This window comes from Metabacillus sp. 84, from assembly GCF_050107715.1.
Lineage (GTDB): Bacteria > Bacillota > Bacilli > Bacillales > Bacillaceae > Metabacillus_B.
Window position 1 is genome coordinate 1 of the sequence record NZ_JBNILN010000009.1, and the last position, 26895, is coordinate 26895.

Annotated in this window: 26 protein-coding genes; 19 read left to right on the forward strand and 7 right to left on the reverse strand. The window is 44.9% G+C overall.

The genetic code is table 11. From position 1 onward, the window contains the following. The first annotated feature begins 593 nt into the window (after positions 1–593). The 9 genes from ACQCV8_RS14720 to ACQCV8_RS14760 all read left to right on the forward strand — a co-directional run bounded on the left by ACQCV8_RS14720 (position 594) and on the right by ACQCV8_RS14760 (position 9217). Positions 594–1070 carry a YaiI/YqxD family protein gene (locus ACQCV8_RS14720; protein WP_426845803.1) on the forward strand — a complete coding sequence of 159 codons (477 nt, stop codon included), beginning with the start codon at positions 594–596 and terminating at the stop codon, positions 1068–1070. 32 nt (positions 1071–1102) lie between these two features. After that, positions 1103–2926: a DNA primase gene (gene dnaG / locus ACQCV8_RS14725; protein ID WP_426845586.1), complete on the forward strand. Its 1824-nt coding sequence runs from the start codon at positions 1103–1105 to the stop codon at positions 2924–2926. A gap of 182 nt (positions 2927–3108) precedes the next feature. Beyond that, a complete protein-coding gene (gene rpoD, locus ACQCV8_RS14730) occupies positions 3109–4221 on the forward strand; it encodes an RNA polymerase sigma factor RpoD (protein WP_426845588.1) in 1113 nt (370 codons plus the stop codon). 186 nt (positions 4222–4407) lie between these two features. Continuing rightward, positions 4408–4923 (forward strand): hypothetical protein, encoded by a 516-nt coding sequence (locus ACQCV8_RS14735; RefSeq protein WP_426845590.1) that lies wholly within the window; start codon positions 4408–4410, stop codon positions 4921–4923. A gap of 106 nt (positions 4924–5029) precedes the next feature. Then, positions 5030–6169, forward strand: a complete 1140-nt coding sequence (locus tag ACQCV8_RS14740; RefSeq protein ID WP_426845592.1) for an acyl-CoA dehydrogenase family protein — start codon at positions 5030–5032, stop codon at positions 6167–6169. A gap of 140 nt (positions 6170–6309) precedes the next feature. After that, positions 6310–6669 carry a cytochrome c550 gene (cccA, locus tag ACQCV8_RS14745; protein ID WP_426845594.1) on the forward strand — a complete coding sequence of 120 codons (360 nt, stop codon included), beginning with the start codon at positions 6310–6312 and terminating at the stop codon, positions 6667–6669. A 120-nt stretch (positions 6670–6789) separates the two neighbouring features. After that, positions 6790–7500 (forward strand): tRNA (adenine(22)-N(1))-methyltransferase, encoded by a 711-nt coding sequence (locus ACQCV8_RS14750; RefSeq protein WP_426845596.1) that lies wholly within the window; start codon positions 6790–6792, stop codon positions 7498–7500. Beyond that, entirely contained in the window at positions 7497–8618 is a 1122-nt protein-coding gene (locus ACQCV8_RS14755) for a Nif3-like dinuclear metal center hexameric protein (RefSeq protein WP_426845598.1), read from the forward strand. The genes ACQCV8_RS14750 and ACQCV8_RS14755 overlap by 4 nt, the downstream gene beginning before the upstream one ends. A 26-nt stretch (positions 8619–8644) precedes the next feature. Then, positions 8645–9217: a DUF7010 family protein gene (locus ACQCV8_RS14760; RefSeq protein ID WP_426845600.1), complete on the forward strand. Its 573-nt coding sequence runs from the start codon at positions 8645–8647 to the stop codon at positions 9215–9217. Between the two features lie 49 nt (positions 9218–9266). Here ACQCV8_RS14760 and ACQCV8_RS14765 read toward each other — a convergent pair whose 3' ends face one another. Then, positions 9267–10211, reverse strand: coding sequence for a 4-hydroxy-3-methylbut-2-enyl diphosphate reductase (locus ACQCV8_RS14765; protein ID WP_426845602.1), 945 nt, complete (start codon positions 10209–10211; stop codon positions 9267–9269). 106 nt (positions 10212–10317) lie between these two features. Beyond that, positions 10318–10995: a VrrA/YqfQ family protein gene (gene vrrA, locus ACQCV8_RS14770; protein ID WP_426845604.1), complete on the reverse strand. Its 678-nt coding sequence runs from the start codon at positions 10993–10995 to the stop codon at positions 10318–10320. A gap of 197 nt (positions 10996–11192) precedes the next feature. On the opposite strand from vrrA, the gene ACQCV8_RS14775 reads away from it, so the two are divergent. After that, positions 11193–12497, forward strand: coding sequence for a DEAD/DEAH box helicase (locus ACQCV8_RS14775; RefSeq protein WP_426845606.1), 1305 nt, complete (start codon positions 11193–11195; stop codon positions 12495–12497). 11 nt (positions 12498–12508) lie between these two features. Further along, positions 12509–13402 (forward strand): deoxyribonuclease IV, encoded by an 894-nt coding sequence (locus ACQCV8_RS14780; RefSeq protein ID WP_426845608.1) that lies wholly within the window; start codon positions 12509–12511, stop codon positions 13400–13402. Between the two features lie 422 nt (positions 13403–13824). Here the strand turns inward: ACQCV8_RS14780 and ACQCV8_RS14785 are convergent, their stop codons facing one another. Then, positions 13825–14079, reverse strand: a complete 255-nt coding sequence (locus ACQCV8_RS14785; protein WP_426845609.1) for a DUF2624 domain-containing protein — start codon at positions 14077–14079, stop codon at positions 13825–13827. Between the two features lie 160 nt (positions 14080–14239). Here ACQCV8_RS14785 and ACQCV8_RS14790 point away from each other — a divergent pair, with 160 nt between their 5' ends. From ACQCV8_RS14790 to ACQCV8_RS14805, 4 genes are all read left to right on the forward strand, one after another. Next, positions 14240–15121, forward strand: coding sequence for a YitT family protein (locus tag ACQCV8_RS14790; RefSeq protein ID WP_426845611.1), 882 nt, complete (start codon positions 14240–14242; stop codon positions 15119–15121). 147 nt (positions 15122–15268) lie between these two features. Further along, on the forward strand, positions 15269–16042 hold the full coding sequence (locus ACQCV8_RS14795; protein WP_426845613.1) for a metal ABC transporter ATP-binding protein: 774 nt from the start codon (positions 15269–15271) through the stop codon (positions 16040–16042). Beyond that, positions 16035–16877, forward strand: coding sequence for a metal ABC transporter permease (locus tag ACQCV8_RS14800; RefSeq protein WP_426845615.1), 843 nt, complete (start codon positions 16035–16037; stop codon positions 16875–16877). Before ACQCV8_RS14795 ends, ACQCV8_RS14800 begins: the two co-directional genes overlap by 8 nt. Next, a complete protein-coding gene (locus tag ACQCV8_RS14805) occupies positions 16874–17284 on the forward strand; it encodes a Fur family transcriptional regulator (protein WP_426845617.1) in 411 nt (136 codons plus the stop codon). The genes ACQCV8_RS14800 and ACQCV8_RS14805 overlap by 4 nt, the downstream gene beginning before the upstream one ends. Positions 17285–17720: 436 nt before the next feature. Here the strand turns inward: ACQCV8_RS14805 and ACQCV8_RS14810 are convergent, their stop codons facing one another. Continuing rightward, positions 17721–18299, reverse strand: coding sequence for a hypothetical protein (locus ACQCV8_RS14810; protein WP_426845619.1), 579 nt, complete (start codon positions 18297–18299; stop codon positions 17721–17723). A 240-nt stretch (positions 18300–18539) separates the two neighbouring features. Here ACQCV8_RS14810 and ACQCV8_RS14815 point away from each other — a divergent pair, with 240 nt between their 5' ends. Beyond that, entirely contained in the window at positions 18540–18854 is a 315-nt protein-coding gene (locus tag ACQCV8_RS14815) for a DUF4190 domain-containing protein (RefSeq protein WP_426845805.1), read from the forward strand. Positions 18855–18905: 51 nt separating this feature from the next. Here the strand turns inward: ACQCV8_RS14815 and ispG are convergent, their stop codons facing one another. Then, positions 18906–20018, reverse strand: coding sequence for a flavodoxin-dependent (E)-4-hydroxy-3-methylbut-2-enyl-diphosphate synthase (gene ispG / locus ACQCV8_RS14820; RefSeq protein WP_426845621.1), 1113 nt, complete (start codon positions 20016–20018; stop codon positions 18906–18908). Positions 20019–20124: 106 nt separating this feature from the next. Then, the gene (locus tag ACQCV8_RS14825; RefSeq protein WP_426845623.1) at positions 20125–20448 is read right to left on the reverse strand and encodes a hypothetical protein; all 324 of its coding nucleotides are present in this window, start codon (positions 20446–20448) and stop codon (positions 20125–20127) included. Positions 20449–20692: 244 nt separating this feature from the next. Here ACQCV8_RS14825 and ACQCV8_RS14830 point away from each other — a divergent pair, with 244 nt between their 5' ends. Continuing rightward, complete coding sequence (locus ACQCV8_RS14830; protein WP_426845807.1) at positions 20693–22456, forward strand: methyl-accepting chemotaxis protein; 1764 nt, start codon at positions 20693–20695, stop codon at positions 22454–22456. 159 nt (positions 22457–22615) lie between these two features. On the opposite strand, the gene ACQCV8_RS14835 is transcribed toward ACQCV8_RS14830, so the two are convergent. Further along, a complete protein-coding gene (locus ACQCV8_RS14835) occupies positions 22616–23398 on the reverse strand; it encodes a DUF1189 domain-containing protein (RefSeq protein ID WP_426845625.1) in 783 nt (260 codons plus the stop codon). A 206-nt stretch (positions 23399–23604) separates the two neighbouring features. Between ACQCV8_RS14835 and ACQCV8_RS14840 the strand changes: the two genes are divergently transcribed. Continuing rightward, positions 23605–25236 carry a Na/Pi cotransporter family protein gene (locus tag ACQCV8_RS14840; RefSeq protein WP_426845627.1) on the forward strand — a complete coding sequence of 544 codons (1632 nt, stop codon included), beginning with the start codon at positions 23605–23607 and terminating at the stop codon, positions 25234–25236. Positions 25237–25481: 245 nt separating this feature from the next. Then, positions 25482–26759 carry an IS110 family transposase gene (locus ACQCV8_RS14845; protein WP_426845629.1) on the forward strand — a complete coding sequence of 426 codons (1278 nt, stop codon included), beginning with the start codon at positions 25482–25484 and terminating at the stop codon, positions 26757–26759. Positions 26760–26895: the final 136 nt, after the last annotated feature.

The following is a 26895-nucleotide window of genomic DNA, read 5'->3' on the forward strand; positions in this document are numbered from 1 at the left end:
GGAGGCGGCTTGTGCAGCCTCGACAAGCATAAGACAATCAGCCGGAGGAAGGCGTCCTCCCTTCCGCAGGATGAGTGGCTTATGACCTCGAGAGGCTAGCCGCCGGAGCTGGACAATAAGAAAAGCGTAGGGCGCTTGCCCAGCGCTGAGAGACGGTAGCGCCCGAAGCTGGACAATAGCAATAGCGGTTGGATAAGGGAATTCTGCTATCCTGCCTTAAAGGTGCATTCAAAGCATTGTTGACAAATGAATGATGAATGAAGCCCAGCTGAAAAAAGTTCAGCCGGGCTTTCATTTGAATAAATACAGGACGAGCAAAAATCCTTCTGCGAAATTAAATCAAAAGGATAGAAAAAGTAGAGACTTTGTATTATAATAAAAAATTGTGATAAAATTACACTTTTTAGGTTTAGACTTTGAAGCGGTAGAATAAACTATTTACTAGTATCTGTCAAGTGGATTCAGCAAAAATAAATCGACAAAGACTGATTTAACTGGAAGCTGAAGCAAGCAGGCTGGACTTGTTTTCCGGTGCTGCATGTTCAGTTGCAGGATTCTGCTTTGAAAGAAGGATTTTAACGGAGTGATGGAGAATAGAGAAAAATGCCGAAAAAAAGCTGAAAATAGTTGTCGATGCCGATGCTTGCCCAGTTAAGAATGAAATCGTACAGCTGGCTGATGCTTATCAAGCGGAGACGGTGTTTGTAGCATCGTACAACCACATGACGATGGAAACACTCGGAAAAAAGTGGGTGTATGTGGATGCTGAAAAAGAATCGGCAGACCTCTATATCGTTAACCACACAAGACCGGACAATATTGTGGTCACTCAGGATATTGGATTGGCAGGCTTGCTCCTGAAAAAAAACGTTATGGTTTTGACGCCACGGGGTAAACATTATACAGAGCAAAATATAGACACGGCTTTACAATTCCGGTATTTATCTGCTAAAGGCAGAAGAGAGGGAATCCATTCCAAAGGACCGAAGCCTTTTCTGGATGCAGACCGCAAAAATTTTGCAGATTCCTTAGAAAAAATCTTGTCGAAACTTGCAGGGATTGAATCCTAAGTCTCGAATAATTGAAACACGGGGATGTTAGTATGGCTCAGAGAATTCCTGAGGATGCTGTCAATAAAATTCAGCAATCCGTGGACATCGTCGATCTGATCGGAGAATACGTTCAATTAAAAAAACAGGGCCGCAATTATTTTGGGCTTTGTCCGTTTCATGGTGAAAATACACCATCTTTTTCTGTTTCTCCAGATAAGCAGATCTTTCACTGCTTTGGCTGCGGAGCAGGGGGAAACGTCTTTTCCTTCCTCATGCAAATGGAAGGCTATGAATTTGTTGAAGCGGTTCGGCAGCTGTCAGAAAAAGAAGGGATCGCCCTTCCGGAAGATACCCCTAAGCTCTCGGAACCTTCAGGAGAGGGCCGTGACCAGGATTCTGCTGTCATGCTAAAAGCCCATGAGCTTCTAAAGAAATTTTACCACCATTTGCTGGTAAATACAAAAGAGGGCGAGACTGCCTTGGAATATCTGATTCAAAGAGGGTTCACCAAAGAATCCATCGAGCATTTTGAAATCGGGTACTCGCTTCCTTCCTGGAATTTTGCAGCGAAATTTCTGGCCAAAAGAGGTTTCAGCCTCCCGCTGATGGAACAGGCAGGGCTGCTGGTGAAAAAGAACGACGGATCCGATTTCCTGGACCGCTTTCGAAACCGGATCATGTTTCCTATTCTTGATCATCATGGGAATACGATCGCCTTTTCAGGAAGAGTGCTCACGGACGAACAGCCCAAGTATTTGAACAGCCCTGAAACGAAATTATTTAATAAAAGCAAGGTGCTGTACAATTTCCATAAAGCAAGGCTACATATAAGAAAACATCAGCAAGCGGTGCTTCTTGAAGGCTTTGCTGATGTGATTTCCGCTTCAAAAGCAGGAGTGGAGCAATCCGTTGCCGCAATGGGAACAGCGCTGACAGATGAACAGGCTAAGATTTTAAAACGCAACAGTCTGGAGATCGTGCTTTGCTATGATTCCGATAAAGCCGGACTGGAAGCCACGCTGCGCTCTGCTAAAACGCTGATTCAGGCTGGTGCGGCTGTTAAAGTAGCCATGATCCCGGATGGCTTGGACCCCGATGACTACATCAACCGGTATGGAGCTGAAAAGTTCCGCCAGGATGTAATAGGGGCGAGCGTCTCTGTTATGGCCTTTAAGATGAATTATTTTAAACGCGGGAAAAATCTTCAGAATGAAGCGGAAAGAATTCAGTATATGGAGCAGATTCTTAAGGAGATTGCTGAATTATCCAATCCGCTTGAACAGGAGATCTATCTTAAACAGCTCTCTCAGGAATACTCAATAGGAATGGAGATCCTAAAAGAGAGGCTTGGTGAGATTGCGAGAACTTCCGGAAAGCCGAGAGGCAAACCGGAGCAGAACAGGGCGGCTGCTGATAAGCCTATGGCACCCCGAAAAAAGAAAAAGCTGCTTCCGGCCTATCATAATGCTGAACGGATGCTGCTTGCCCATATGCTGAAGAGCAGGGACGCCGCCCAAAAGGTGCTGGATACTCTCGGGATCGAATTTAATATTGAAGAGCACCGTGCAATTGCCACTTATTTATTTGCTTATTATGAAGAAGGATCCGACGGAAACATCAGCACCTTTCTCCAAAGGCTCCCAAGCAGAGAACTGATGTCTGCAGCATCAGATATAGCCATGATGCAAGTCAGTGATGATCCTGCCCCTGCCGAAATCCAGGATTACATGAAACAGATCCTGAACTATCCAAAAATCCGCGATCTGCAGGAAAAGGAAGCGGAGAAAAACGAGGCAGAGAAGCAGCGCGACTTTGTAAAAGCAGCGAGAATTGCCATGGAGATCGTTCAGCTCAAGCGCTCTTTAAGGGGCTGATCCTAAGGGAATACACCGGTTCATTGTTCAGCAGCAGGCTGCTGCGCAATGATCAGGATACTGAAAAAATGACCATCCATTTTACATGGAGTTCATCTATAGCACACTAAGCCGTCTTATGATAAGGCAGCGAAAAATCTAACTGCCTGAGAAGGCTTCAAGTTTTGGAAGGAGGGGATCCAATGGCTGACAAACAAACCCATGACACAGAACTGACGCTGGATCAAGTAAAGGATCAGCTTACCGAGATCGGTAAAAAGCGCGGTTCATTGACATATGAGGAAATTGCTGAACGTATGTCAAGCTTTGAAATGGAATCAGACCAAATGGATGAGTATTATGAATTTCTTGGTGAACAAGGTGTTGAGCTTCAAGGAGAAAATGGTGAAGCAGAAGACCCTAACATACAGGATTTAGCGAAAGAAGAAGAGTTCGACCTGAATGATCTGAGCGTTCCGCCGGGAGTCAAAATCAATGATCCTGTCAGAATGTATTTAAAAGAGATCGGGCGTGTAGACCTTCTATCGGCCAATGAAGAAATTGAACTGGCTAAACGGATCGAAGAAGGCGATGAAGAGGCTAAACGCCGTCTTGCTGAAGCAAACCTTCGTCTCGTTGTAAGTATCGCCAAGCGCTATGTCGGACGAGGCATGCTGTTCCTTGACCTGATTCAGGAAGGAAACATGGGACTGATGAAGGCTGTTGAAAAATTCGACTACCGCAAAGGGTATAAATTCAGTACGTATGCTACGTGGTGGATCCGTCAGGCCATTACAAGAGCGATCGCCGATCAGGCCCGTACAATCCGTATTCCTGTGCATATGGTCGAAACCATTAACAAATTAATCCGTGTTCAGCGGCAGCTCCTTCAGGATCTTGGACGTGAGCCTTCACCGGAAGAAATTGCAGAGGATATGGATTTAACTCCTGAAAAAGTAAGGGAAATTCTTAAGATTGCTCAGGAGCCGGTATCACTTGAAACGCCGATTGGTGAAGAAGATGATTCCCACCTCGGGGATTTTATCGAAGATCAGGACGCAACCTCACCTTCAGAGCATGCTGCTTATGAACTTCTAAAGGAGCAGCTTGAAGACGTTCTTGATACGCTTACAGACCGTGAAGAAAATGTCCTTCGTCTCCGTTTTGGACTGGACGATGGCCGTACACGGACACTGGAAGAGGTCGGCAAAGTGTTTGGTGTTACCCGCGAGCGTATCCGTCAAATCGAAGCAAAAGCTTTAAGAAAGCTTCGGCACCCAAGCAGAAGCAAGCGATTAAAAGATTTTCTGGAGTAGGAAGGAAAGGCGGATAACCGTCTTTCTTTTTTTTATCCAGCACTTCTGCGAATTAATATGAAGCTCCCTAATCTCTCCATCCCTATAATAATTCCGGGGTAAGCGCTTACTAAAATAATTTATGTTTACGAAGAATGCAAACCTCATTACAATAAAGGTATCATAGACCCAGTGAGGTATGACTGAATGAACATGGATAGAAAAAAAATCATTATTGACGAGATCAGGCACTGGAAGTCAAGCAAGCTTCTTCCGGATACATACTGTGATTTCCTTCTTGCACTTTATACAGAGGGAGAGCAGGAGAATGATGCAAAGCGAAGAAAAAAGACGGGTTTCTATATCCCAATTTTTATCATGTTGCTGATGCCTGCATCACTTTTTATCTATTTTACTGAAATGAACTCTTCATTGCAAATGGCCCTGTTTGCTGCTTTTCTCCTCGGGATGCTACCCGCATTATATTTCAGCAGAAAACAGAAACTCGTTTTTTATTACATGGGAGTTGTGTTTTCGATCCTGTTATTTAGTTCTCTTACAGGTGCAGACTTATTGGGTTGGCCTAGAACACCTGCATATGCAGCAGCTGTCGTGCTGAACAGTCTTATGTGGATCCTGTTTTCCGTTCGTTTTAAGCTGCGCTCCTTCTTTGCCGCAGGGACTGCAGGAATCCTGATGACTGCTGCTTCTTTTATCCTCTAGCTGCTTTTAAAGAGGAATAGAATATTAAATATTTTAAAAGTTGTGAAAAAATCCCTTTCCTCTTATACTGTTATTGTAAGCGTGTTCATTATTCAGGGGGGATTGGATGAATTTTGAGTTAACGGCTGAACAGAAAATGGTACAAAGAACGATAAGGGAGTTTTCCATTGCTGAGGTTGCACCTGGGGCAGAAGAAAGAGATAAGACAAAAGAGTTTCCGGTGCACGTCTTTAAGCAGCTGGGCGAGATGGGGATGCTTGGACTTCCTTTTCCGGAAGAATACGGCGGAGCCGGAGCGGACACGGTGAGCTTTGCTATAGTGACAGAGGAGTTAAGCAGAGCGTGCGCATCTACCGGAATTACCTATTCAGCTCATATCTCACTGGGAGGAGCGCCGATCCATCTCTTTGGGACGGAGGAGCAAAAAAGGGAATATCTTTCTAAAATCTGTTCAGGGGAGTCTTTAGGTGCTTTCGGTCTGACTGAGCCTAACGCCGGCTCTGATGCAGGGGGTACGGCTACTGAAGCCGTTTTAAAAGACAGAAGCTTCGTCATTAATGGGAGCAAGTGCTTTATAACTAATGCTTCCTACGCTAAGTTCCTGGCCCTTACAGCCATCACAGGCAGAAAAGAGGGCCATAAAGAGATCAGTGCTATTATCGTTCCAACGGATTCACCCGGTTTTACAGTTATTGATAATTATGACAAGATGGGACTGAATGCATCAAATACAACCGAGCTGGTCCTTGAGGATGTAATCGTTCCTGAAGAAAATTTGCTTGGAGAAAGAGGGAAGGGCTTTAAGCAGTTTCTCATTACACTGGACGGAGGACGAATCGGGATTGGAGCAATGGGAGTGGGAATTGCCCAGGCCGCTTTCGAAAAAGCGCTGGCTTATGCGAAGGAGAGAAAGCAATTTAACAAAAGCTTATCCGCATTCCAGTCTATTCAGTTTAAGCTGGCAGATATGGCCATGAAAGTTGAGCTTGCAAGAACAATGGTTTATAAAGCAGCGTGGCTGAAGGATCAGGGGAAAGCCTTTACGAAAGAAGCGTCCATGTGTAAGCTTTATGCTTCCGAAATCTGTTCAGAGGTTACGAACCAGGCTATTCAGATTCATGGCGGCTATGGGTACATGAAGGATTATCATGTAGAGCGGTTTTTACGCGACGCTAAATTGCTTGAGATTGGCGAGGGGACCAGTGAAGTCCAAAGAATGGTTATTGCCAGGCAGATCGGATGCTGAGCTGATTATTTGGCAAAAGATAAAAGTTTTGGATGAAATTTGATTCCTTCTCTTTTCCTTCCCTCTAAGATAAAGTAAAATGAAGGAAGTTTATGGCGATTACTACATACAGAGAGAGACGAAGTCTGGGAGGAGAAATAATGAAACGGAATCCGCTAATACCTTTTGTCTTAATTGCTGTTTTCGGTATAGGGCTCATGCTCTTTTTCTCGGTTAAAGGGCTTGGTGATGCTGAAAAAATGGCTGGCGGAGATGAAGAAAAGCCTAAGACAGAAAATGTCGCAAACCTTTCTCCAGAAGAAATCTATAAGGGAAAGTGCATCTCCTGCCATGGTGAAAACTATGAAGGCGGAGTAGGGCCGAAGCTTGCCGGTACAGGATTAAGCGTAGATGAAATTAAAGACAAAATCAAAAACGGCGGCGGCGGAATGCCTCCAAACCTGGTACCTGACGAAAAGAAGCTGGATGAAGTGGCAAAATGGGTTTCCGAACTTAAATAATGTGCTCAATGCCCCTGCTGAAGGGGTTTTTTGTTTGGCTGCGGCAGCCGTTGGACATCGTGATTCACTTCACCTAAAATAAAAGGAGTATACATAAATTATAGGCAAAAGGTGACGGACATGAATGAATTAAAATTATCGAGAAGATTAGAAGCGGTAGCAGATTATATTCAGGAGGGCTCTGTCCTTGCTGATATAGGGTCAGACCATGCCTACCTGCCATGCTTTGCGGTTATGAATGGCAAGGCTCAAAAAGCCATTGCCGGAGAAGTGGTGGAGGGTCCCTATCGATCCGCTGTTAAGCAGGTGGAGCGGACTGGTTTGCAGCATTTGATCGACGTCCGAAAAGGGGATGGTCTGTCAGTGCTGAAGCCGTCAGAAGCCACTTGTGTCACAATTGCCGGAATGGGCGGAGGCCTGATTGCCAAAATCCTGGAGTCGGGAAAAGACAAACTGGATGTGGCAGAAAAGCTGATTCTGCAGCCAAATGTAAATGCGAATCTCATCAGATCGTGGCTGATAGAAAACGGCTGGGAGCTAACCGGCGAGAGCATCCTGGAAGAGGATCAGAAAATCTATGAAATTCTTGCCGCTGAAAAAGGGAATCCTTTAAAGCCTTATGAAGGAAAAGAACGGGAACAGGCTATTCTGTTTGGTCCATTTTTAATGGAAGAAAAAAATGAAGTATTTAAGAAGAAATGGACACATGAAATGCTCCACTGGGAAAAGGTGGCTGCTCAAATAGGGAAGGGAAAACAAACCGAAGAATCCTTGAGCAAACGCCGTGAAATGGAACACCTAATATCGATCACCAGGGAGGTACTGGAATGAGCAAAATACCGAATGGTTTTGAAATTATTGAGCTTTTTGAGCAGTTTTCCCCTAAAAAATACGCGGTGGAGGGGGATAAGATAGGACTTCAAATCGGAACGCTTAATAAACCCGTTAAGCAGGTTATGATTGCATTGGACGTCCTGGATGAAGTGATTGATGAAGCGATCGAATCCAATACTGATCTGATTATCGCCCATCATCCGCCCATTTTCAGGCCGCTTCATTCGCTGAGAACGGACCAGCCGGCAGGCAAGCTTCTGGAAAAATGCATCAAGCACGATATAGCCGTCTATGCAGCCCACACAAACTTGGATGTCACAAACGGCGGTGTGAACGATCTTTTAGCTGCTGCCTTAAATATGCAGGATACGAAGGTGTTATCCCCTGTAACTGAAGAGAGATTGAAAAAGCTGACTGTATTTGTTCCCGCAGATCATGCTGAAGCGGTCAAAAAGGCGCTCGGTGATTCGGGAGCAGGAAATATCGGAAAGTACAGCCATTGCACATTTGCAGCCCGGGGAACAGGGACATTTTTGCCGCTTGAGGGAGCCTCCCCATTTCTAGGTGAGACAGGCAGGCTGGAAAAAGCCGATGAGATCCGGATTGAAACCATTATCCCTGAATCAATTGAGAAAAAAGTCATTTCTGCCATGCTTAAAGCTCATCCGTATGAAGAAGCCGCCTATGATCTGGTTACACTGGATCAGAAAGGACTTCCTATGGGACTGGGAAGGGTCGGCAAGCTGGAGAAGGAAATGTCCCTCAGAGAATTCGCTGAGTTTGTAAAAAAAGCTCTTGATGTTGAAGCTGTGCGGGTTGTTGGAGATCTGGATGCCGTAATCAGAAAATGTGCGGTGCTTGGCGGGGACGGAAACAAGTACATTAAAGATGCGAAATTCAGCGGGGCGGATGTTTTTGTTACAGGAGATATGTATTACCATACCGCTCATGATGCAATGATGATGGGCCTGAATATTGTGGATCCCGGCCATCATGTGGAAAAGGTAATGAAACAGGGAGTGACAGATGCCATGCTCTCATTATGCGAAGAGAAGAATTATGAAGTCAGCATCATTCCTTCAGAAATCCATACAGATCCGTTCAAGTTTATTTAAGTCAGGCAGAAAAGGGGATGGGCTTCATGGATCTGAACACTGCAAGAAATCAGCTGGCTTTAAACAATAAAAAAGGAGTACCGATGATCACGGGCGCTCTTTTATATTGGTTCATTATGCTGATATTCAGTTTTGTCATAAAAAATGAGAGTACTCTTGCCATTATTTATTTGTACGGAACAGGACTGCTTTTCCTCGCCGGCATCCTGATTTCCAAATGGATGAAGACGGATATGTTCAAAAAAATTAATCCGCTGTCAGGACTCTCTGGTATTCTTGCAGCGGTGCCTGCTCTGATGGGACCGCTTATGGCATATATTTGCTTTACCGATCCGGGAGCACTTCCCTTTACCATTAGTGTCATCACAGCAGGTCATTTTTTTCCTTTCGCCTGGCTGTATCAGTCTAAATCTTATATATACCCTCCTTCCGCCATGCTTATACTAGGACTGGCTGTTATCCTGTTCGCAAGAGATATTCAATTTACAGCTTTTCCAATCCTGATGATGACTTGCCTCGCCCTGCTAATAGCAGGTGCCTGTTATGAAATGAAGAAGGAGGCAGAGCGGGAAAACAGGCTGGATGCTGACACGGTATAGCAGTATAGAGGATAGAAAAAGGAGTTCCGTCTCACCGGAACTCCTTTGTTTATTTCTTCGCCCGGACCTTTGGGAGAATTTTATTCAATGGTACAGCATGGACTACCTGCCAGTCTTTATCTGAATCTTCTTCATACCCCTCAAGGAAAGAGATGACTTCCTTGGTGATCGGTGTCGGGGTGGATGCTCCGGCAGTAATGGCGACCTTCTTTACGCCCTTCAGCCATTCCAGCTTAAGCTCGGAAAGGTTCGAAATTCTGTAGGCGGGTGTGCCCGCAATTTGCTCGGAAACCTGTGCAAGCCTGTTGGAGTTATTGCTTTTTGGGTCACCTACAACGATGGTCAAATCGGCATCCTTTGCCTGTTCAGCCACAGCCTCCTGCCGAACTTGAGTGGCGAGGCAGATTTCCTGGTGAAATTCCACACGGGGAAACTTCTCCTTCACCTTTTCCATAATGTCATACACGTCCCATTGGCTCATCGTCGTCTGATTCGTTACGATGATTTTCTCCGAATGAATTTCCAGAGCTGCAGCATCATCGACGGTTTCAATGAGATGAACGATATCCGGGGCCACTCCGACGGCACCCTCTGGCTCCGGGTGCCCCTTTTTGCCGATATAGATGACCTCGTAGCCTTTTGCTTTTACATCACGAATCAGATCGTGCGTTCTTGTCACATCGGGACAGGTGGCATCAATGCTGACGAGCCCTTTTTCTTCCGCAATGCGGCGGACTTCCGGAGAAACTCCATGGGCTGTAAAAATGACAGTGCCCGTATTTACTTGTTCCATGATTTCAAGACGGTTCGTACCGTCAAGAGTAATGATTCCTTCTTGTTCAAATGCATCTGTAACATGTTTATTATGGACGATCATACCTATAATGTAGATCGGTCTTGGCAATGTTTTATCCATTGCGGCATTCTTGGCAATGACCATCGCATCTACGACGCCATAGCAGTATCCGCGTGGAGCAATTTTAATTACATCCATATATCTTCCTCCTAAACAGGAAACGAATAGAAAAAAGCCGGCTTCCGGCTTTTTTTATAATACCCTGCTCCCATTATAACGAACTGGAGGAAAGACTGCAAAACTCTTATACATAAAGTCTAGGTTTTGATGCTCCCTTGGGGGAAGTCTTTTTTTCCTCAGGACTTATTTCCGGAACGGACTCCGCACCATCTGATACAGGTTCTTTCTTCTTCTTAGCTGTGCCGGCTGCGGGTGCCTGTTTTACCGCCTTGTTTTCTTCTGCAGGTGTGTCTTCTTCCGTATCGTCACTATTCATCTGGCTGAAAATTTTAATCATAGCAGGCAAATTTCTGACGAGGGGACCATATTGCTGAACCATAGGTGTAACCTGCTGAGCCATGCCCAAAACCTTTTGGACATTGCCGAGCATCCCCGTGATATTTGCTGGATTTGCGAGCCCCTGGATGCCTTGCTGTGCCGCTCCGGCAACATTTCCGGCCCCGCCTGCAGAAGGTAAAAAGCGCGATAGCAGGCCTTTTATTCCGCCGCTCCCGGCAGCCTGCTGAACTCCCTGAACCGGTCCGCCGAACCCTCCAAATCCTTGTGAACCGCCAAAGCCGGCCGGCCCTCCGCCAAAAGGACCGCCTTGAAATAACCCGCGGCCGCCTGGCACCTGCCCATTAAAAGGCTGTCTCCCCATAAAAGCCGGGCCTCTTCCAGCCATCTGTCCGCCTGGAAAGGGTCCCTGCATAAATCCTCTTCCAGGATTGCCGCCCGGCGGCATTGGTCTTTGTGGAAACATCGTCTCACTCCTTTCTGACTTCTTGCCTCTTACAGAATATGCGCCAGGCTGAAAAAGGTTTTTCATTTGCCGGGAAAGGGCTCAGGAAGATTGGTGTTTTGCCTGGATTTCGTATATAATGTGAAAATGGTTAAACCTGTCCGGATACGGAACATCCGAAATCAGGAATGGCAGATTATTAAGGAGTTATGAAAACTATGGAGAAATTTGAACGATTGCAGCTAAAGCCGTTTCTAATAGAAGCAGTGAAAGATTTAGGCTTTAAACAGCCAACAGAAATACAGGAAAGAATTATCCCTTCAATCATAAAAGGAGAAAGTGTCATCGGGCAGTCTCAAACAGGGACTGGAAAAACCCATGCATACCTGCTTCCTCTGCTAAATAACCTGGATCCCGCTTCCCAGACTGTTCAAGTTGTTATTACGTCCCCTACAAGAGAATTGGCGAATCAGATCTATAAAGAGGTTCTTAAATTAATTGCTCATCATGAAGAAGACATTACTGCCAAGTGCTTCACCGGCGGAACTGATAAGCAGCGGTCTATTGATAAACTGAAGCAGCAGCCTCAGATTGTCGTCGGAACGCCTGGAAGAATCCATGACCTGCTGAAGGAAAAGGCTCTTTTTGTTCATCAGGCTAAATCCTTAGTCGTAGATGAAGCTGATATGATTCTGGATATGGGCTTCCTGGAAGATGTAGACCGGATTGCAGGCGGTATGCCGGAAGAGCTTCAAATGCTCGTATTTTCAGCAACCATTCCCGAAAAGCTGAAGCCTTTCTTAAAAAAATACATGGCAAACCCGAAATTTACGCATGTTGCACCGAAACAGGCAGCAGCTGCAAAGATTCAGCATGTTCTTGTTCCTCTTAAACACAGAAACAAAACGAGACTTGTCTATGAAATGCTTCAGTCTTACAACCCGTATTTGGCCATCGTTTTTACAAATACAAAAAAAATGGCTGATGCAGTTGCGGACGAACTCGCTGCCAAGGGCCTTAAAGTCGGGCGCATTCACGGAAACCTGCCGCCACGCGAACGTAAAAAAGTGATGAAGCAGGTCAATGATCTTGAATTTCAATACGTAGTAGCGACAGACCTCGCCGCCCGCGGAATCGATATTGAAGGCGTGAGTCACATCATTAACTTTGAACTGCCTCAGGATCTGGACTTCTACATCCACCGTGTGGGAAGGACTGCACGTGCAGGCTACTCAGGGATCGCAGCTACCATTTATGAAACATCCGATGAAGACGCTCTGGCGAAACTTGAGAAAATGGGCATCCAGTTTGAATACAAAGACCTAGACGGTTCTGAATGGAAAGAAGCGGATGACCGCCACCGCAGGAAAAACCGCCCGAAAACCGACCGTGATGCTGACGAGCGTGCGAAACATGGAATCCGGAAGCCGAAGAAAGTCAAACCCGGCTATAAACGGAAAATGAAATGGGAAATGGATAAGGTCAAAAAGAAACAGCGGAGAATAAAAAGAAGAGAAAAATAGGAGGGCAAGGAATGCTTAGGATTGGCTCTCATGTTTCAATGAGCGGAAAGCACATGCTGCTGGCTGCAAGTCAGGAAGCAGCATCATACGGGGCGAATACCTTTATGATTTATACGGGCGCTCCTCAGAACACGAGAAGGAAAAAGATTGAGGATCTGAATATTGAGGCTGGACAGGCACATATGAAAGAAAACGGCATCGGCGAGATCATTGTTCATGCCCCATACATCATCAATATTGGAAATTCTGTTAATCCAAGCACATTCGAACTCGGCGTAGAATTTCTGCGTTCAGAAATTGAACGGACCGCAGCTCTCGGCGCAAAACAAATTGTGCTCCATCCAGGGGCCCATGTCGGAGCGGGAGCAGAAGCGGGCATTAAAAAAATCATTGAGGGACTTAACGAAGTGCTCGTTAAGGATCAAACCGTACAGATCGCCCTTGAAACAATGGCAGGAAAAGGGTCTGAAATCGGTTCGAACTTTGAAGAACTGGCACAGATTATGGAGGGGGTTCACTACAGTGAGCATCTATCCGTTTGCTTTGATACGTGCCATACACATGATGCCGGATACGATCTTATCAATAACTTCGATGGAGTGCTGGAGGAATTTGACCGCATCATTGGATTGGACCGTCTAAAGGTGCTGCATATAAATGACAGTAAAAATCCGATCGGTGCAAGGAAGGACCGCCACGAGAATTTTGGGTTCGGACATATCGGATTCGATGCGCTGGTAGACATCGTGCATCATCCGTCCCTGAGCGGGCTTCCTAAAATTCTTGAAACACCATATGTTGGCGAAGATAAGAAAAACAAAAAGCCGCCGTACAAATTTGAAATTGATATGATCCGATCAAAAGAATTCGATAATGAAGTATTAAATAAGATCGTCAGTCAATAACAAAGAGAGAAGAGGCTGAGACAAAAGGTTCCCGGTTAATTAAAAAACCGAACTATTATTTGAAACTCTAATATAGAGCTTCGTAATCGTTCGGTTTTGTTGGTTTTCATGTTTTTTTTCAAAGGCTTTGTTCATGTATGTTGTTGATTTATTACCACCTGTTGTTTGGAGTGGAAGGCATGAGACTCCTGCGGGACCAGCGGGAAAGGTGAGACCCCGCAGGCGCAAAGCGGCGAGGAGGCTCACCGCCCGCCCATGGATAAGCGAATGCCTGCTAACTGCAATCAACAGCCGAGTTAAAGAGCTTTTTCAAAAGAAATATTCGGCTTTAATGACATCAATTTTAGATATGTCCCAGCCTCTTCTCCATTTACTAAGGTTTTTGTTTCATACTGTTATAGCCGTCCAACTTTCAGCATAAGCTATTTTACAAACTGTTTAAACAGCAGGTCCACTTGCTGGGCAGTAGCAGGTGAAGTTATGGCGGCAATGCTTGCCAGGAGCTTTCTGCGGTCATGATCATTGAAGATATCCACGTTTTTCCCTTTTATGACTTTCACAATCTGAGCAGCCTGTGCCGGGTCAATGGATAGCTGATTTTGCTTAGCCAGCTGCAGCAATTCATTCGCGGTAATGGAATTGACTTTTTGATTGATTATTTTCTGAAATAAAATCAATTGAAACCCTCCTCTCGTTACATTATCAAAGGCAACCGAAAGCTGTGCGGAACGATGAGACTTCACCGCTCTAAAACCTCTATCATGAAGAGGGATACCTTATACATATGGGCTTTAGCTCGTCTAATGAACAAAATATAAAGAGAAAAAGGAGAGGACTATGGAAAAAAGACAGCATCGAAAAGAAAAATTAGGCAGGACATTGTATCGTTTTATTATGATCACGATTGGTGCAGCATTAGCTGCAATCGCCATTGAGCTATTTCTAATCCCAAACAGCATCATTGATGGAGGAATCATCGGCGTATCCCTCATTCTGGATTACCTGGCACCTGCAGAGCTGGCATTTATCAGTTTTGGTACGCTTGTCGTCGTCCTCAATCTCCCATTTATGTATTCAGGCTACAAACATATTGGAAAAACGTTCATGATATCTTCTATATTTGGAATTATTGCTTTGGCCATCATTGAACAGTCCCTTCACCATATGGATCCATTCACCAGCGAGCCAATCCTTGCAACGGTTTTTGGCGGACTGATCCTCGGACTTGGGGTAGGGCTTGTTATCCGTAATGGGGGATCTCTCGATGGAGCAGAAATCCTCGGGATTTTAATGACAAAACGGCTTCCTTTTTCCGTTGGGGAATTTGTCATGTTCATCAACATCTTTATTTTTGGATGGGCTGCATTCGTATTTGGTCCCGAGCAGGCGATGTATTCGGTGATGACCTACTACATTGCATTTAAAACGATTGATACTGTGATTCAGGGACTGGATGAAACAAAGGCTGTCATCATTGTGACTGAACAGTATAAGGAAGTATCTGATGCCATCCTGCACCGGCTTGGGAGAGGAACAACCAAGCTGAAAGGAAAAGGAGGCTACTCCGATGAAGACACCGAAGTCATTTATGCGGTAGTCACGAGGCTTGAAGTCACAAAGCTGAAATCCATTATCCATGAGATTGACGAGAATGCTTTCATAACGATCATGAATACCCAGGAAACAAAAGGGGCCAGATTCAAATCAGCCATTCATTGATGCAGATAACTTTACAAAAACGCAGATGGCTTGTATAATTTCATAGTTGTATAAAATGGCTTGCTTTGGTGCAGCCATTTTATTTTTGAAGTTTAAATCGGAATCGTTCTGACTCCACATCTATTGATAAAGTATGAGGTGAAAAATGTGGCACAGCCTATAATTGATATCAGTCACGTGTATTATTCCTATGACCGGACAAATGTGCTTGAAGATATAAACTTAAAAGTGGAAAAAGGAGCTTTTCTCGGGCTGGTCGGTCCAAACGGATCAGGGAAAACGACTTTGCTAAAATGTATATTGGGACTGCTGAAGCCCACTGAGGGGACCATCCGTTTGTTCGGGGAAGATTTGAGGAAATTTAAAAACCATCATGAAATCGGGTTTGTATCGCAGAAAGCAAACAGCTTTAATACTGGCTTTCCTGCCTCTTTATTTGAAGTGGTCGCGAGCGGCCTTTCAAGCAAGCTTGGATTGTTCCGCACGATGAAGGCTCCGGACAGAAAAAAGGTAGAAGAAGCCATTGAGGCAGTCGGACTTGCTTCTTTTATGAGAAGAAATATCGGTGAGCTCTCCGGAGGACAGCAGCAAAGGGCCTTTATCGCCCGTGCTCTCGTCAGCGAGCCACAGCTTTTAATTTTGGACGAGCCTACTGTGGGAGTCGATGCTTCATCCGTTCAGAATTTTTATAACATGCTGGAGGAGTTAAACAGAAGGCTTGGAATTACCCTGATATTAGTCACACATGATGTCGGGACGATTACCGACAAGGTGACTCAGGTAGCCTGCCTGAATAAAACACTCCATTTTCATGGATCACCAAAGGAATTTGATGAGTTGAACGGACAATCCGTATCGGAATTTTACGGCCATCCCGTCCATGTCCTTACTCATGATCACGAGGACCACAGCCATGTTTAGTCCATTCCTTGAATATGAATTTTTGCAGAACGCTTTTTTTTCCGGAATTCTAATAGGACTCATTGCTCCTTTACTCGGCGTATATATTGTAGTTAGGCGGCTGTCACTCATTGCAGATGCGCTCAGCCATGTGACACTGACCGGAATTGCAGCAAGTCTGTTCCTGGAGAAAAAAATGGGCATCCTCACAGGTGTGAATCCTATTTATATGGGGATGGCTTTCTCCGTTGGGGGCTCCCTTATGATTGAGAGGCTGCGTGGGCTTTACAAGCATTACCAGGAGCTTGCCATTCCCATTATTTTATCAGGAGGAATCGGCATCGGAGTGATATTTATATCCCTCGCCGACGGCTTCAACGCAGATCTGCTGAATTATTTATTCGGAAGCGTCTCCGCTGTAACCCGGTCCGATTTATATGTAGTCGCTGGTATTTCTGTTTTTGTCCTGCTTGTAGTCGGTCTGTTGTACAAAGAACTTTTTGTCCTCTCGTTCGATGAAGAGCATGCAGCGGCTTCCGGTATCCAGGCTAAGTGGATCCACCTCGTGTTTATTTTAACTGTGGCACTAGTCATTGCAGCTTCCATGAGAATTGTCGGCATTCTGCTGGTTTCCTCTTTGATGACATTGCCCGTCGCAGCCAGCATCAGGCTTGCCAAAGGATTTAAACAGGCCATCGTTTTATCTGTTCTTTTTGGTGAATTGTCTGTTATGATAGGGTTAATCCTAGCCTATCAGCTGGATCTTGCACCAGGAGGAACCATTGTCGTACTGAACATCATCATTCTGGCGCTTTCCATTTTAGCAAGCAAGCTTAAAAGGGGACATGTGCAATGAATATTACCGAAGCACTCCAAATGCTTAAAGACTCCGGGTACAAATATACGAATAAGCGGGAAGATATGCTTTCCTTTTTTGCGGATTCAAACAAATACCAGACAGCGCGGGACGTGCTCGAAAGCATGAAATTCAATTATCCCGGCCTCAGTTTTGACACCATCTACAGGAATTTGTCCTTATTTGCAGAACTGGGCATTTTGGAAACCACTGAATTATCAGGAGAAAAGCACTTCCGGTTTACATGCAACCACTCCCATCACCACCATCACTTTATTTGCATGGACTGCGGCAAAACGAAGGAGCTCCATTCCTGTCCAATGGAAAAACTGAAGGATGATCTAAAAGGGTTCGATGTGAGCGGGCATAAATTCGAAATTTACGGTAAATGCCCGGAGTGCCATTGACATTAGAATCATTAACCAATCCACCCAAAAGTGCTGAATTTCCCAGCAATTTTGGGTGTTTTTGTTTTATTAGCCGGATGCCGGAGGAGAATACCATTCGAAGCGCTTGGTGAGCGGGGGTGCCGGAGCTTTAGTGCTTTAAAGGAACGAGGGGCATAGGCATCCATCAATCAGGCCTTGTGAGCCAAGGCCTGACAGATCAGGTGCCTGAGCTTTAGTACGGCATCGAAAGCGGGGCCAGGCACCGTGCCTGGCCCGCGCTGCTTTAACGTGGTGCGGGCCGGAGACTTACGTTTATAAAGCCTTGTGCTGCAACGGATTGCAGATCAGGTGCTGGAGCTTTATCGCTTTATCAGAGTGAGGGACAGGCACCGGCACCGGAAGAAGGCACCTCGCAGCCTTCACTCTCCTCAATATGGGCCTTAATCCATTAAGCCTATCTTCTGACATTCGCTTCTTTTTCGTAATCCTTCATCCACTTTTCCGCTTCATACCAGCTGTTTACCCGGATGACTTGCTCTGGTACAGGATCCTGATTGTAGGGAGTGTTAAAAAGAATCACGGGGATATTGAACGTTTCGCTGATGATACAGGCATTATCGTGTTTATCTTCGAAAAATACATCAATTTGATGATGGTCGACTGCCTTGAGCTTATCATGGGAGCCCACTAGCTCAATATGATGGTAAAAAACCTTGTTTTTTTCAAACCAATCTACGGTAGTATCCTTCAGATGAAGTCCGCGTGCACTGATAAAGATCAGTTTGTGGATGTCTTTCCATTTATTCAGGATTTCTTTGGCTCCTTTTGATACAGGAGCTTCTCCATATATGACAGGCTCAAATTCGTCCATCCACCGGCCGAGTTCTTCATAGCTTACTTTTAGTGCTTTCGTGAGGTCGTAATCCTTTATATCATCGAGTGTGATTTGTTTTTTGAACGATTTGTTTAAGTAAGGGACAAATGTTTCGGGGGGTGTAATCGTTCCATCTATGTCAATTCCTAAACGCAGCATACGGGCACTCCTTTTCCTTCAATGACTGACTGTTGCAACAGTCTTTTCCCAGTGTATCACAATGCCTCCTAAAAAAAGAAGGAAACGGGGCATAATTGAACCGGCGGGTCTGCATACTAAGGAATGCTCCTTATACTTGAAAGTGAGGGGAAAGGAATGGCAGATGAAAGACACTTCGAGGACCATGGCAACATGACGAACTCGGATACCGTAAACGGGCTGAATAACCGTGATGATTTAATGGAAATAGAAAAGCATCGTGAATATAAGGAAGAATCGGCAGCAGAAATAGCGCCGCCAGTTAATGCGTACCGCGAAGAGGAGCGCATTGACACGGATGCAGACCGGGGCGCTGCAGAAGGCAGAACGACTGGGTATGTAGCGATTGCGCTTTCTGTCATCTCCTTATTCTTGCTTCCCGTCATATTAGGAGCGGCGGGAATCATTGTAGGGTTTGTTGCAAGAAGAAAAGGGGCCCGGACACTAGGTTCCTGGGCCATCGGAATCGGAGCTGTTTCCCTGATTCTTGGCTTGTTTGTGACCCCATTCTTTTAATTGCGTCAAAAAAAGCGGGCGATCCCATATGGGATTGCCCGCTTTTACTTTTTAAGCTTCAATTTTTGCTTTTTCAGCCGCTTCTTTTGCATAATGAGCTTCAGCAAGCTTGTCAATTTCTTTTTTCAACTCTTCAACCATCGTTGCTTCCGGCACCTTACGGACAATTTGGCCTTTCATAAACAAAAGACCTTCTTTGCGCGCACCGGCGATTCCGATGTCTGCTTCTCTTGCCTCACCAGGACCGTTTACGGCACAGCCAAGCACAGCAACTTTTATCGGAGCTTTGATGGAGGAAATGTATTCTTCCACTTCATTTGCAATACTGATCAAATCGATCTCGATCCGTCCGCATGTAGGGCAGGAGATGAGCGTTGCAGCATTGGACGCCAGCCCAAATGATTTCAGAAGCTCTCTGGCTACCTTGACCTCTTCAACCGGATCGGCGCTTAATGAAATCCGGAGTGTATTTCCGATTCCCTTGTGCAGGATGGCCCCAAGACCTGCAGCACTTTTCACGGTTCCTGCAAAAAGGGTTCCGGATTCAGTAATTCCAAGATGCAACGGGTAGTCGAATGCTTTAGATGCTTTTTCATATGCTTCAACAGCCAGATTCACATCGGAAGCCTTCATGGAGACAATAATGTCATGGAAATCCAGATCTTCAAGAATCTTAATGTGGTGAAGAGCACTTTCCACCATTCCATCCGCTGTAGGATATCCGTATTTCTCAAGAATCCGCTTCTCAAGAGACCCTGCATTTACCCCGATACGAATCGGAATGCCCTTTGCTTTTGCTGCATTCACTACAGCTTCTACTTTTTCTTTTCGGCCGATGTTTCCCGGGTTGATCCGGATTTTGTCCGCTCCGCCTTCAATCGCTTTCAGGGCAAGTTTATAATCAAAATGAATATCAACGACAAGAGGGATATTGATTTGTTTTTTTATTTCAGCGATGGCATTGGCTGCTCGCTCATCCGGACATGCAACACGGACAACCTGGCATCCTGCCTCTTCTAACCGGTTAATTTCTGCAACCGTTGCTTCGACATCATGTGTTTTAGTTGTCGTCATACTTTGTATAATTAACTCATTGCTGCCGCCTATTGTCAGATTTCCAACTTTGACGGGCCGAGTCTTCGTACGATGTGTAATTTCACCCACGAGTGAATCGCTCCTTATTCATATTGGTTTATTAACCAGAATGATTTGTTTCCTTACACATTGTATCAGCCTTTTGACGGTATTGACAAGGAATTAAACATACCCGCTATTCATACAGAGGGAACTTATAAGAGTTTCCTGTCAGAATATTGTTAGCCTTAGAACCGGGATTAAGTTTCTCAAAATCTCCTGCTGCCGTTTCTAGAGGAACAGGAATGGAATGGCCGTTTACTTTATTGATAATCATTAGTACAGACTCACCGTCCTGTACACGGATTTCTTTATAGCTTTGTTTCCTTTCGCTTTTAACAGGCTGGGAAGTAGTCATGATTCCTTCCGCTTCCTGCTTCGGGATTGTGCCTACCTTTAAATCATAATAAATGATATATGTCAGCAGTGTGATGGAAAACAGCAGGAATAGCCTTTTCATTAGCCTCTCACCCTTTTGCCAGGAATACTAAAGCATATGCTTGTCTCACTTAATTATGCAGGTAGGGAAAAAGGGGGTCTTTGTACTTATTATTTTTTTAATTTTTTAAAAAACAAGTAAAAATGGTCTGCTTTTTCGACAAATCCTGCTAAATTTAATACAGAGTTTACACTTCCTTAACATTTTTTTGGGATAATTTAATTAGATTACACATTATGAACACAAAAAGGAGAATTTACCATTGATGAAAGAGAAATGGTCGAGGCTGCTGCCTTCTCAACAGACACTGCTTAGTTATTGGAAGTCAATGGAACGAACGGTTAAACATGCAAGCAAGTGGCGCCCAAGCTTGAAAAATGGCTTAAGCCTTCAAACACGGATCATTGGCCTTGTTCTTTTTATTTTAATTTCTTCAATTTTGGTGGTCGGCATAACATCTTATCAGAAAGCAAAAGAAACGACCGTTTCAATTATTGAAAACCGGCTTGAACGAGAGGTAAATACTACAAATGAAATTGCCGGAAATTTAATGTTTGCCTATATAGGGGATGAAGAAGCTTTTTTAGAACGCTTCAACACTAAAGTTCTTCCTAATCAGTCCAGTGAGCTTATTCAAGATGGTCTGGATGCAGACTTTTATCTGCTAAATGATAAAAGCCTTGAAATTTTAGGCCAATCCAAAACGAAACTAGAGTTTGATCAGTTAAAAGATCTAAATGAGAAGGAAACACAGACAATTCATCACCGGGTGATTAATGGTGCAGATTACACCCTTTCAATAAAAGAAATTCAGGAGCTTAAGGGCATTCTGGTGATAGCGGTTAAAACAGACAGCTATTTAGCCCCTATTGATGCACTTGGAAGCTTCACCGCCTGGACTGCTGCAACGAGTATTGTAATTGCGACCCTTCTAATCGTGTTTTTTGTCAGAGGATTAACAAAACCTCTCACCCACTTAAGAAAAGTGATGAGGGGCGTAAGGGAAGGGAAGCTTGATTCAGGAAAAGGCATAAAAACAAATATTCCTGAAATAAAATCACTGATTACAAGCTTTGATCAAATGATTGATCAAATGAGGACGATGCTTTCGAATATGAAAAATACGACATTGGATTTATCTGAAACAGGAGCTGATCTTACAAATGCTTCAACAGATGTACTTGAACAAAACGAACAGCTTGTAAAAGCAATTAAGACGGTTAAAATGGGGGCAGAGCAGACAGCCGCCACATCAGAAATGAGCTCGGCTGCATTTAATCAGATGAAAAGTGAAATTCATACGGCCATTAAGAGTATGGAGTACCTTTTCAAAAGTGCGGATGGAATGAATCATTCAGCAGACCACGGAGAAAAGAAAATTGCAGGGCTTATTCATGAAATTCTTACGTTTGGGCAAGAATTTGAAAAAATGAATGAAACCATCCACGGAGTAAAGAGCCATTCAAAATCAATTTCCAAAGTAGTAAACCTGATTCAGAAAGTTTCCGAGCAGACTAAACTGCTTGCTTTAAATGCCGCTATTGAGGCAGCAAGGGCAGGAGATTCAGGTAAAGGATTTGCAGTCGTAGCGGATGAGGTACGAAAACTTGCAGATCAGTCTTCAAAGGCCGCGGAAGAAATAAAAGGTTCTGTTCAAAAGATGGAGAGCATTTCAAACAAAGCTACTTCTGAATTCGGCGAACTTCACGGCAGCCTGAAATCCCATTTAACAGCGGCTGAAGAATCAAGATTCTCCTTTGACCATCTAATGAAGGAAATGGAAAGCGTAAACTCAAAGCTCAAGCAAATGAACGACAACATGTATGCTTTGCAGGAGAGTTTGCCCCTCATGGAGCAGTCAACCGAGAATTTTGTTTCTGTTTCCCAAGAGACTCTCGCAAGTGCCGAGCAAATGCTTGCGTCTTCAGAAGAACAAATGGTTCAGATCAACCTGACTCATCAAATTGGAAACAGGCTGACGAACCTGTCGGGTGAGCTTTCAGACCTGACGAAGGAGCTTGCAAGATAATTCTATTGATCGATCCGTCCTCTTTCCCGCCGAATAAATGAAGGCGGAATCTAAAACGGTACAAAAACCCAGGAATGCTCGCTGTAAAAGCAATTCCTGGGTTTTTATAATTCGACCTATGAACTTTTTCAAAAAAGCCCTATCATTTAGAGTCCTGCTTTAAGCAGGGAGGGCGGGCTCTTTTCTTGCAGGAAGCTCCTTCATAGCCAGATACAGCATAACGAGATGCACGAACCAGACGACAAGTCCCTGGCTGGGCACGGCCGCTTGAAGCGAAGTCATTAAAGCGATAAAAATTGTAGCCAGGGTAATGGAGTAGGCTGACATAACCCATAGCTGTTTAAAGTTCGCCTTCTTCTTCACCAGGTTGCGGATCAGCAGCCCAAGCAGAGCAAGTATAGTCACTTCCACGAATTTAGAGAATGCTGTAATCAGGTAAAGGATCATGATAACTGCGGATACAATGACGGGCTTTAATTGGCCCGTCTGATTAGCGAGGTCTGTTATCTGATCTTTCGTTACCGTTAGATTTCCTGCTTGATCATAAGGAAAAACCTGCGCAGTTCCGTTTGAAGCCAGTACGAAATCATTTTTCAGGATGCCGATGGCATTCTGTTTTTGTTCAATCTCTTTTTCAGTGTATGTACCAGTGGGGTCCAAGACAATGATCATATCGCCGCTTTTAATTTCGACCGGTTTGTTTGCTTCAGACGTCAGCTCGCCGTTTTCAATGGCGAAGTCCGGGATGTCGCTGCTGATGCTTTCCTGAACGGCATCGATGCTGCTGCTGATTGTCAGCCCGAGTAAAATAGAAGCAGGGATGATGGCTGCCGCACATAAAATAAATACATAAAGAATCGTTTTCCCTATTCCCTGGAATCTGAACGAAGCAATATCCTTTGGGGAGTAGAGGCTTTTAACTAATTGTTTAAATACGTTCACAAGTTCACTTCCTTTTCTTTCAATCCAATTTTCATTTTACCTTTCATAAATTACTTAAACAAGTGAAGTGAATAGAGGAAGACGCGATCTTTTGTAAAAAAATTAAACAAAAAGCGAAAAATGCTTTACAATAAATATACAATTCATTAATAATTGACTTGATTAACGTAATAAAGAGAGATAGAGAACAGCTGGAGGGAATTTGGATGGCTATTGATCTCCAAAGGATGATTTTTGAATTTGCAGGAGGTCTGGGGATCTTTTTATTTGGAATAAAGTATATGGGAGAAGGATTGCAGCGGGCTGCGGGAAACCGGCTTCGCGATATGCTTGATAAGTTTACAGCAAATCCGGTTAAGGCAGTGATCGCCGGAATGCTGGTTACTGTTTTAATTCAGTCAAGCAGCGGGACTACGGTAATCGCTGTAGGTCTGGTCAGTGCAGGATTTCTGACGTTGAACCAGGCTATTGGCGTAATTATGGGGGCGAATATCGGAACCACCATAACGGCTTTTATAATCGGGATCAATGTAGCGGAATATTCTTTGCCAATTCTTGCAATCGGAGCGGTTTTGCTCTATTTTATCAAAAATAAAAAAATTCATCATGCCGGGCAGGTTGTTTTCGGCTTCGGAGCTCTTTTTTTTGGCCTTGAATTAATGGGCAATGGAATGCGCCCGCTGGCAAGCCTTGATTTTTTCACTGAATTTACCCTGATGCTTAGCTCAAATCCGCTTCTTGGGGTACTGGCAGGAACTTTGTTTACTGGTATTGTCCAGAGTTCAAGTGCAACTATTGGCATTCTTCAGGAGCTGTATGGCCAGAGTCTGGTGGATTTACGGGCTGCTCTTCCTGTTATGTTCGGAGATAATATTGGGACAACCATGACAGCCGTGCTCGCCTCGATCGGAGCCTCGCTCGCTGCAAGGCGGGCCGCTCTCGCCCATGTTGTTTTTAACATTGCAGGCACCTCACTTTTCTTGGTTGTTTTGCCGCTTTTCACCATGTTTATTCAGTCGCTGGAGCAAAATTTAAATTTAAGTCCGGCCATGACGATTGCGTTTGCCCATGGAAGCTTTAACATAACAAATGCGCTCATTCAGCTTCCATTTATCAGCTCGATCGCATGGGCAGCATCGAAAGTCATCCCGGGCGAGGATTCATCTGTGGAATACAGGGCCAAACACCTTGATCCTTTATTTATTGAACAATCCTCTTCCATCGCACTCGGACAGGCGAAAGAAGAAGTTCTTCGTATGGGGCGCTTTTCGCTGCAGGGGTTAAAAGAGGCTAAACTGTACTTGACAGGAAGTCAGCAGAAGCATGCACAAAGAGCTTTGCAGATCGAGGAGGCAATCAATAATCTGGACCGTAAAATTACGGATTATTTAATTCTCGTTTCCCGGAATGAATTGAATGAAGATGAAACCTCGGAGCATTCGGTATTGATCGATACCGTCAGAGATCTTGAGCGGGTGGGCGATCATTTTGAAAACATCATTGAATTGGTTGATTATAAATTGTCCAATAAAGTAAAGATAACGGATGAAGCGCTAGATGACTTAGATGAAATGTTTGAATTGACCGTCAAAACGCTCAGCTACGCCGTTCAGTCGCTCGATGACCGGGATCATGGGCTGGCAAACCGTATTTTTGAAGCAGAGGACCGGATTGACCGGATGGAGAGAACCCTCAGGAAAAAGCATATCCTGCGGATGAACAGCGGAGAATGCTCCGCACAGGCCGGTATGATCTTTGTTGATATCGTCAGCAATCTTGAACGGATCGGGGATCACTGTGTCAATGTAGCCGAAGCGGTTCTCGGCTATCGCAAATAGAGGTTAAGCGGCAGCAGTTTAAGATATAATGAAGGCAAGGGCACTTGTTTGCGCTTGCTTTTATTATGAAATCCCTGTCATGCTGAACATCATGGAACCACTTCGGTATCAAAACTTTTATAATAGGAGCATTCCTGTTAGAAGCTTTTTCGGGGACTTGAACACAAAAAAGCCCTCTTGGTATGATACGGGGTGTCAAATCTGCACGAATTGACCCCTAATTTGGATACCAAGGAGAGCTCAACGTGAATTTTACGCAAAACGACAAAATAAATCAAGTCACCGATCAAACCCTCGTCATAGGATTGGATATTGCCAAAAAGACCCATTACGCTTGTATGGTGGATATCCGGGGACTGATTCTAGAAAAGTCCTTTCCGGTTTCCCAGTCCAGACAGGGATTTGAAGACTTCTATCAGCGCATTCTCCAAGCCTTGAAAGCATACGGCAAAAGCGAGGTGCTGATCGGCATTGAGCCAACAGGTCATTATTGGAAGAATCTCGCCTATTTTCTGGATGCCCGGGGCATTCCCCTTGTGGTGTGCAATCCGATGCACGTCAAGAAATCCAAGGAACTGGATGATAACCTGCCAACCAAACATGATGCGAAGGATGCGCTCGTCATCGCACGCCTTGTGAAAGATGGCCGGTTCAGCTACCCTCGCATCCTGAAGGACACAGAAGCCGAACTCCGGACCGGAGCCACGCTTCGCGCGACGATGACGGAAGAGCTTGCCTCCATCCAGAATAAGATGATTCGCTGGACCGACAAGTATTTTCCTGAGTTTGCGCAGGTGTTTCCGTCCTTCGGAAAAATGGCGCTGGCTGCGCTGGAAACGACTCCGTTTCCGAGTGATCTGGCGGACATCGGCCTGGAAGACCTCTTGAACCGATACCGCCAGGTAGAGGGGCTCAAATCCCCTCAAAAACCAAAAGCCCGAACGCTCCTTGATCTTGCTTCCTCGTCCATTGGCGTCACGGAAGGACAACAGATGGCCCGTATTGAGATTGCCACGCTTGTCCGCCGGTACCGCCAGCTAGAGAAGGAAATTCAGGAGTTAAACGAACAGCTGACAGCCCTGGTGCAATCGTCTGTAGAGTACGAATATCTCCAAACGGTACCCGGTTTAGGGGATGTCACCATTGTAGAGCTTTTGTCCGAGATCGGCAGTTTCACGCATTATCAGCACCCACGCCAACTAGTCAAACTCGCGGGGTTAACGCTGAAAGAGAATTCCTCCGGTCTTCACAAAGGACAAAAGCGCATTTCCAAACGGGGAAGGCGAAAGCTTCGAGCCCTTCTCTTCCGAGTAATGATGCCGATGATTCGTCACAATGAGGCGTTTCGGAAGCTGCATAAGTATTACACGACAAGGCGGGAGAATCCGCTCAAGAAAAAGCAGTCCATTGTGGTTCTATGCGGAAAGCTGTTGAAAGTGCTTCACGCCCTTAGTACGAAGCACATGGTGTTTAATGCGCAGCGAATGATCCAGGACTTCACCCAGGTCAGGCAAGCCGCCTAATTTCTTCTTCCGATTAAATCACAAGGATGACACGGAGAAGCTGGCATATCCATTCGACCTCGGTCCCTATAGGAGCTTCGCCAGCCTCTGCCTTATGACTAGACCGAACGAAGGAATGTAGGCACACGGATGCTAA